This is a genomic window from Jiangella aurantiaca (genome assembly GCF_004349105.1).
GTDB lineage: Bacteria > Actinomycetota > Actinomycetes > Jiangellales > Jiangellaceae > Jiangella > Jiangella aurantiaca.
In genome coordinates, this window is sequence record NZ_SMLB01000051.1 from 37,026 (window position 1) to 43,924 (window position 6,899).

General features: G+C 71.0%; 7 protein-coding genes. 1 reads left to right on the forward strand and 6 read right to left on the reverse strand.

Translation table 11 applies throughout. The annotated features are described in order from the left end of the window. Positions 1-5 precede the first annotated feature (5 nt). From E1262_RS25250 to E1262_RS25260, 3 genes are all read right to left on the reverse strand, one after another. The gene (locus tag E1262_RS25250) at positions 6-1,181 is read right to left on the reverse strand and encodes an alcohol dehydrogenase catalytic domain-containing protein (RefSeq protein ID WP_132106846.1); all 1,176 of its coding nucleotides are present in this window, start codon (positions 1,179-1,181) and stop codon (positions 6-8) included. Between the two features lie 76 nt (positions 1,182-1,257). Then, on the reverse strand, positions 1,258-3,213 hold the full coding sequence (locus E1262_RS25255) for a PAS domain S-box protein (protein ID WP_132106848.1): 1,956 nt from the start codon (positions 3,211-3,213) through the stop codon (positions 1,258-1,260). A 90-nt stretch (positions 3,214-3,303) separates the two neighbouring features. Then, complete coding sequence (locus tag E1262_RS25260; RefSeq protein WP_132106850.1) at positions 3,304-3,510, reverse strand: hypothetical protein; 207 nt, start codon at positions 3,508-3,510, stop codon at positions 3,304-3,306. 359 nt (positions 3,511-3,869) lie between these two features. On the opposite strand from E1262_RS25260, the gene E1262_RS30540 reads away from it, so the two are divergent. Beyond that, positions 3,870-4,061: a DUF2188 domain-containing protein gene (locus E1262_RS30540; RefSeq protein WP_162606070.1), complete on the forward strand. Its 192-nt coding sequence runs from the start codon at positions 3,870-3,872 to the stop codon at positions 4,059-4,061. A gap of 24 nt (positions 4,062-4,085) precedes the next feature. Here E1262_RS30540 and E1262_RS25270 read toward each other — a convergent pair whose 3' ends face one another. From E1262_RS25270 to E1262_RS25280, 3 genes are all read right to left on the reverse strand, one after another. Continuing rightward, entirely contained in the window at positions 4,086-5,078 is a 993-nt protein-coding gene (locus E1262_RS25270; protein WP_203454405.1) for a sugar-binding transcriptional regulator, read from the reverse strand. Then, positions 5,075-5,956, reverse strand: a complete 882-nt coding sequence (locus E1262_RS25275; protein ID WP_132106854.1) for a carbohydrate ABC transporter permease — start codon at positions 5,954-5,956, stop codon at positions 5,075-5,077. Before E1262_RS25275 ends, E1262_RS25270 begins: the two co-directional genes overlap by 4 nt. Before the next feature lie 2 nt (positions 5,957-5,958). After that, a partial coding sequence (locus E1262_RS25280) for a carbohydrate ABC transporter permease (protein ID WP_132106856.1) occupies positions 5,959-6,899 on the reverse strand: 941 nt, incomplete at its 5' end.

The following is a 6,899-nucleotide window of genomic DNA, read 5'->3' on the forward strand; positions in this document are numbered from 1 at the left end:
CCTCCTCAGGGCGTCAGCAGGACCTTGACGGCCCCATCGGCCTTGCGCTGGAACATGTCGTAGGCGGCTGGGGCCTCGTCGAGCGGCAGCCGGTGGGTGTGGAAGGTCTCGACGCCGAGCGGGTCGCCGTCGTCCAGCAGTGGCATGATCTGGTCGGTCCAGCGGCGGACGTTCGCCTGGCCCATGCGCAGCTGCACTTGTTTGTCGAAGAGCGTGAGCATCGGCAGCGGGTCGGCCGCTCCGCCGTAGACGCCGGCCAGCGAGATCGTGCCGCCGCGCCGCACCGCGTCGATCGCCGTGTACAACGACGCCAGCCGGTCGATGCCAGCCTTCTGCGTCAGCGGCTCGGCGATCGCGTCGGGCAGCAGGCCGGTCAGCCGTTGCAGGAACCGCGCGGTGGGCGAGCCGTGCGCCTCCATGCCGACGGCGTCGATGACGGAGTCCGCGCCGCGCCCGTCCGTCAGCTCACGCACCCGCGCGGTGACGTCGTCGCCCTCCGGGTCGACCACCGCCGCGCCGCGGGCGGCCACCCGGTCGCGGCGCTCCGGGACCGGGTCGGCGCCGACCACGCGGTGGCCGCGGTGCAGCGCGATCCGCGCGGACATGTCGCCGATCGGGCCGAGGCCCAGCACCAGGACGGTGCCGCCGGTCGGGATCGCGGCGTACTCGACGGCCTGCCAGGCGGTGGGCAGCACGTCAGAAAGGTAGAGGTAGCGCTCATCCGGGCCCTCCTGCGGGAGCTTGATCGGCGCGTACTGGGCCTGCTGGACCCGCAGGTACTCGGCCTGCCCGCCGGGCACGTGGCCGTACAGCTTCGTGTAGCCGTACAGCGCCGCACCCATGCCGTGCTCGCGCACCTGCGTGGTCTCGCACTGGGTGTGGAGGCCCTGCCCGCACATGTAGCAGGTGCCGCAGCAGATCTGGAACGGCACGACGACGCGGTCGCCGGGCGCGAGGCTGGGCACGGCGTCGCCGACCTCCTCGACGATGCCGATCGACTCGTGCCCCATGACGTCGCCGGCTTCCATGAGCGGTGCCAGCGGCTCGTACAGATGGAGGTCGGAGCCGCAGATCGCCGTCGTCGTGACCCGGATGACGGCGTCGGTGGGCTCCTCGATCCGCGGGTCCGGGACCTCCTCCACGCGCACGTCGCGTCGGCCCTGCCATGTCACGGCCCTCATGGCATCCCCTCTCGCCGTCCCGTCTGCGTCCGGCGTACCCGGCGGGGCGGTGGGCCATGCGCCGCGCGGCGCACCCCTATTCGCGGACGCCGGGTGCCAGTGGGAGGGTCAGGACGAACGTGCCGGCTGGGCGGTCGGGGGTGCCGGGTTCGTAGGTGACGTCGCCGTTGTGGGCACGGGCCAGTTCGCGGGCGATGTAGAGGCCGAGGCCGGTGCCGCGGGTGCCGTCGCCGGTGGTGAACCGTTCGAACAGCTGGTGGCGGATCTGCGTCGGCACGCCGGGTCCGGCGTCGGTGATCTCGACGCGGGCGGTGCCGCCGTGGGTGCCGATGCGGACGTCGACCGGCGGGGTGCCGTGGTGCAGGGCGTTGCCGATGAGGTTCTCGATGGCCTGCACCAGCCGGCCGGGGTCGGCGAGGACTTGGACGTCGGGTTCGAGGTGGGTCACGACGGGGCCGTCCGCGCGGGTCGTGCGGACGGTTTCGATGGCGGTGGCCACGAGCACGGCGAGCGATGTCGGGGCCGGTCGGAGCCGCAGGGCGTCGGCGTCCAGCCGTGAGGTGGTCACCAGGTCGGTGACCAGCCGCTGCAGCCGGGCGGCGCTGCTGGACATGCTGCGCAGCAGCCGGGTGCGGTCGGCGTCGGTGAGGTCGGACCAATGCCGGCTGAGGGTGTCGGCGGTCCCGTCGAGGACGGAGGCGGGTGTGCGCAGCTCGTGCGCGGTCACGGCGAGGAACTGCTTCTGTTCCTCGGCTGCCTGCCGCAGCTGCTGGTTGGCCTGGGTGAGGGCGGCCGCGGCGGCGGCGCGTTCCTCTTCGGCCCGGCGGCGCTCGGTCATGTCGCGGGTGACCTTGGCGAAGCCGATGTGTTCGCCCATGTCGTTGAAGACGGCGGTGATGAGGACGTTGGCCCAGAAGCGGGTGCCGTCCTTGCGTAGCCGCCAGCCTTCCTCGCCGTACTGGCCGGTGCGCAGCGCCTGCTGGAGTTCGTCCTCCGGGTGCTGCTCCTCGCGTTTGTCCGGGGGGTAGAAGACGCGGAAGTGCTGGCCGATGATCTCCGAGGCGGTGTAGCCCTTGATCCGCTCGGCGCCGGCGTTCCAGCTGGCGACGTGCCCTAGCGGATCGAGCATGAAGATGGCGTAGTCGCGCACAGCCTCGACCAGCAGCCGGAAGCGTTCCTCGCTGCGGCGCAGCTGCTCCTCCGCGGCGCGTTGCCGGGTGATGTCCTGGACCTGGAGGAACACGTAGAGCGCCTGGCCGCGGGAGTCGCGCACGGGCGCCAGGGTGGCCAGCACCTTGCGCGGCGGGTCGACGGTGCCGTTGAGGTCGTGCTCGAGGTGGACGATGTCGGCGGACATCCGGGTGATGTCCAACAGGGCGGCGTCGAGGAGGTCGCCGCGGCCGCTGGTCAGCCGGCCGTAGTCGAGGCCGATCAGCTCGTGCGGCTTGTGCCCCATGAGGTCGCTGAGGGCGCGGTTGGCGCGCACGATGCTGCCGGTCAGGGTCATCGTCGCCATGCCGATGGCGGCCTGCTCGAAGACCTCGTGGAACCGCTCGAGGTGTTCGTCGAGCACCTGCTGGTCGTAGCTGAGCGCGGCCCGGCCGGAACCGGCGGACCTGCCGCTGGGCCGCTCGCGCGGGTCCGGGACGACGTGGCGGTCGGGCAGTTTGGCCAGCAGCTCGCCGGCCAGGCGGTCGATGGGCAGCGACTTCTCGATGAAGCCGGCCGCGCCGAGCTCTTCCGCGCTATGCGCCAACCCGCCCTCGTCGAATCCGCTGTACACGACGACCCGGGTGGCGGGCGAGACGGCCAGGATGCCCGGCAACGCCTCGAGGCCGTCCATCACCGGCATCGACAGATCGAGCAGCAGCAGCGACGGCTGGTGCCGGTAGGCCAAACCGACGGCCTCGGTGCCGTCGCCGCCCTCGCCCACTACCTCGAGCAATCCCGACAGCCGAAGCCGCGCCGTGATGACGGCCCGAACCTCGGTGGAATCGTCGATGACGACGACGGTCGGCAGCTGCCTCGGCATCCTAGGAGTATGCCTGTCTCTCGGCCTTGCGCGCTCGCAGGCGGCGACCGCGAGCCGGCCAGGGACGTTGCCGAGGCTGGTGCAGCGGCATCAGTCGCGCGGGTCGTCGACATCGGTCTCGAGCTCGGCGATCATCTCGTCGAGCCAAGCGCCGAGGGCCTGCTCGCGCCCCTCGGGCGAAATGCCCTTGCGGCGCACGTAGGCGGCGAACTCCGCAGCCAGGCCGACGGCATCGAGGTCGAGCCCGGGATCGTCCCAATCGGGCTCCGGCGAATTCACCTGTGTCGACCTCGTCATCGGGCCCCCATGCCATCGGGCGTGCTGCCGCGTCCCTCTTCACGGCCGTCTCCTGCGGACCGATCAGAACTTCGGGATGCATGGTACAGACCAATCTAGCTGCGGTCTTCTCGTCGTCTTCATCCGCTATACCCACAAAACTAGCCCGCAACGGTCACCATTGTCGCGGCCAAGTGTGCCGAACGGCTCGGCAAAGATCGACGAAACGGCAGCGCGTGGAGCTCCGCGGGGACGACGATGGTCTCGAGCGCACATTCCACCCACGGTCCCGCATGCCCCGTGAGGGAAGGGTACGGACGCATGGGATGTTGCGGCTCCAGAGAGGGCGGGTCGGGATGGCTGCTGGGGACATTCACACAGTGCCGCGCGGTGATCGCTGGGCGAACGTGTTCGAGGACGGCGAGCGGCTGATCGTCATCGCGGGCACGAAGGAGACGGCGGCGCGCATGGGCCGCGAGCTGGCCCGCTTGCGGGGCGTCCGGCACATCGTCCACGAGCGCGACGACCTGACGGCAGACGCCGCGCGCAGCCACGATCTCATACACGGCTGAGCGGCGAGCGCATCCGGCGACAGCCTAGGCGAGCAGCCGCCGGGCGGTGTGCTGGTCGGTGACCAGGACGTCGATCCAGCCGCCGCGGATCGCGCCGCGGATGGCGTCGACCTTGAGCGGCCCGCCGCCGACGCCGATGCGCCGCGGCACCCGCCGCAGCTGGTCGGCGCTGATGCCGAGCACGCGGTCGTGGAGGCCCGAGCGGACGGGTTCGCCGTCGCGGTCGAAGAAGTTGAGGCAGACGTCGCCGACGGCGCCGCCCGCGGCCAGACTCTCCAGGTCCCCTGGCGGGAAGGCCGGGCCGGACGACAGCCGCTGCGGCGACGTGCTCATGCTGCCGATGCCGACCAGGACGGTCGTGAGCTCCCCCCAGGCGGCGACCGCCCGCGAGATGTACGGGTCGGCCAAGAGCCCGTCGCGCACCTCCAGCGACGCGACGACGCCGGGCGCGACCAGGTAGACCGGCTCCGCGCCGGTCAGCTCGGCCAGCCGGTCGGTGAGCCGGGTCGCCTGCACCTGCACCGCCGGGTTGCCGATGGCGCCGAGGATCTGCACGACGACCTCGGCGGACCGGGCCGGCACCGGCGCCATAGCCTCGACGACGGCGAGCAGCGACACCGACCGCGACGAGATCCCGATGCGGTCGCCGGGCAGCAGCGTGCTCTCGACGTACGCGGCACCGGCCGCGCCGATCGCCCCCAGCACCGACGCCTCGTCGTCGGACTGCGTGCCGGCGATGACGACGTCGCGCAGGCCGTACCGCTCCCGCAGCGCGTACTCGAGCTCGGCGAAGACCCCGGGCGGAGTGACGACGACGGTGCGCACGACACCCAGGCCGACAGCCTCCTTGAGCAGCCGCGACACCTTCGACTGGGTGACGTGCAGCCGGGCGGCGATGTCCGGCTGGCGCAGTCCCTCGACGTGGTACATGTGGGCGACCTTGAACAACAGGGCGAGTCGTTCGGACGGGATGCTCGGCACCGCGGCGACTCTACCGACGACGGCGGACTCGGTCACTTGAGCGCTCCCGCCGTCATGCCGGCGATGAAGTACCGCTGCAGGAACAGGTACGTGATGATCACCGGCAGGCAGGTCAGCGTGACGGCGGCGGCGATGGCCGCCCGGTCGGTCTGGTACTCGCCGACGAAGAACATGATCCCGGATGCCACCGGCCGCAGGTTCTCGTGCTGGCCGTAGAGCAGCGGGATGAGGAACGCGTTCCAGGTGAACATGAACTGGAACACCGCCAGCGACAGCAGCCCGGGCCGGGCCAGTGGCAGCATGACGTGCCAGAACACCCGCAGCTCGCCCGCGCCGTCGACTCGGGCCGCGTCGCGCAGCTCGCCGGGCAGGCCGAGGAAGAACGCCCGCATCAGGAAGATGCCGAACGGCAGCCCCAGCGCCAGCGCCGGCACGATGATGCCCCAGTAGCTGCCCAGCAGCCCGAGGTCGCGCACGACGTAGTACTGCGGGATCATGATCGACTGGAACGGCACCATGACGCCGAGCAGGATCAGCACGAACAGCAGCGTCGTCACCTTCGTGCGCACCAGCGTCAGCGCATACGCCGCCATCGACGCCAGCACCACCACGAGCGGCACCACGAACGCCACGTACAGGAACGTGTTGCCGAGGTAGCTGCCGAACCGGCCGGTGACGAACGCGTTGCGGTAGTTCTCCCAGTTCAGCTCCGTCGGCAGCCCGAACGGGTCGCGGCCGATGTCGGTGGAGTCCCGCAGCGACGAGATCCAGATCCACACGAACGGGCCGACGAACACCAGTGCGGCGCCGATCAGCGCGGCGTAGCGCAGCGCGGTCCAGCCATGCCGCCCGGGCCGCTTCGACGACGACGGCGCGACCTCCGCTGGGGGTGCGGTCAGTGTCGGGACGGCCATCGTCACACCTCGCTCGTTCGTTCGCGCAGCCGCACGAAGACGACGGTCACGATCAGGCAGACGACCGTGAGCACCACCGACAGCGCGGCGCCGTAGCCGACCTGGTTGTCGGCAAACGCGTTCTGGTAGGTGTACGTCGCGATCAGCTGCGTGCTGTTCTGCGGCCCGCCGCGGGTCATCACCCAGACCATGTCGAACGCCTGGAAGTTGTGGATGAGCAGCAGCGACGTCACCAGCGTCACGGCATGCGAGAGCTGCGGGACGATCACGTGACGGAACCGCTGGACAGCGTTGGCGCCGTCGACCTTCGCCGCGTCGAGCAGCTCCGCCGACACGTTGTTCAGCGCCGCGGAGAAGATCACGAACGAGAGCCCGATCGACGCCCACACCGACGCCGCCAGGATCGCGTACACCGCGACGTCCGGATCGCCCAGCCAGCCGCGCTCCAGCCCGTCCAGCCCGACGGCGTCGAGGATCCGGTTGAGCACGCCGAAGCTGGGATGGTAGATCCAGCCCCACACGATGCCGACGACGACGGTCGGCAGCACCTGCGGCATGAAGTAGAGCGTCCGGAAGACCGCGAACCCGCGCCCCGTGCCCCACGCCAGCAGCGCCAGCCCCAGCGACAGCGCCAGCGAGGCCGCCGTCCCGAGGCCGACCCAGAGCAGCGTGTTGCGCAGACTGACGCCGAACAGCCGGTCGTCGAGCAGGTCGAGATAGTTGCCGAGCCCGACGAACGTCTTGACCGGGTTGACGCCGTCCCACTCGTGCAGCGACAGCCAGACCGACTGCACCAGCGGGACCAGCACGAACACCAGGTACAGCACGACCGCCGGGGCGAGGAACGCCGCCGCGGCCGCCACCTCGTCGGGCCGGCCGACCCGGGCCAGGGTGGCGGCGCGGATGCTCCGCTCGCGGTCCGGCTCGCTGACGTCGTCCCAGG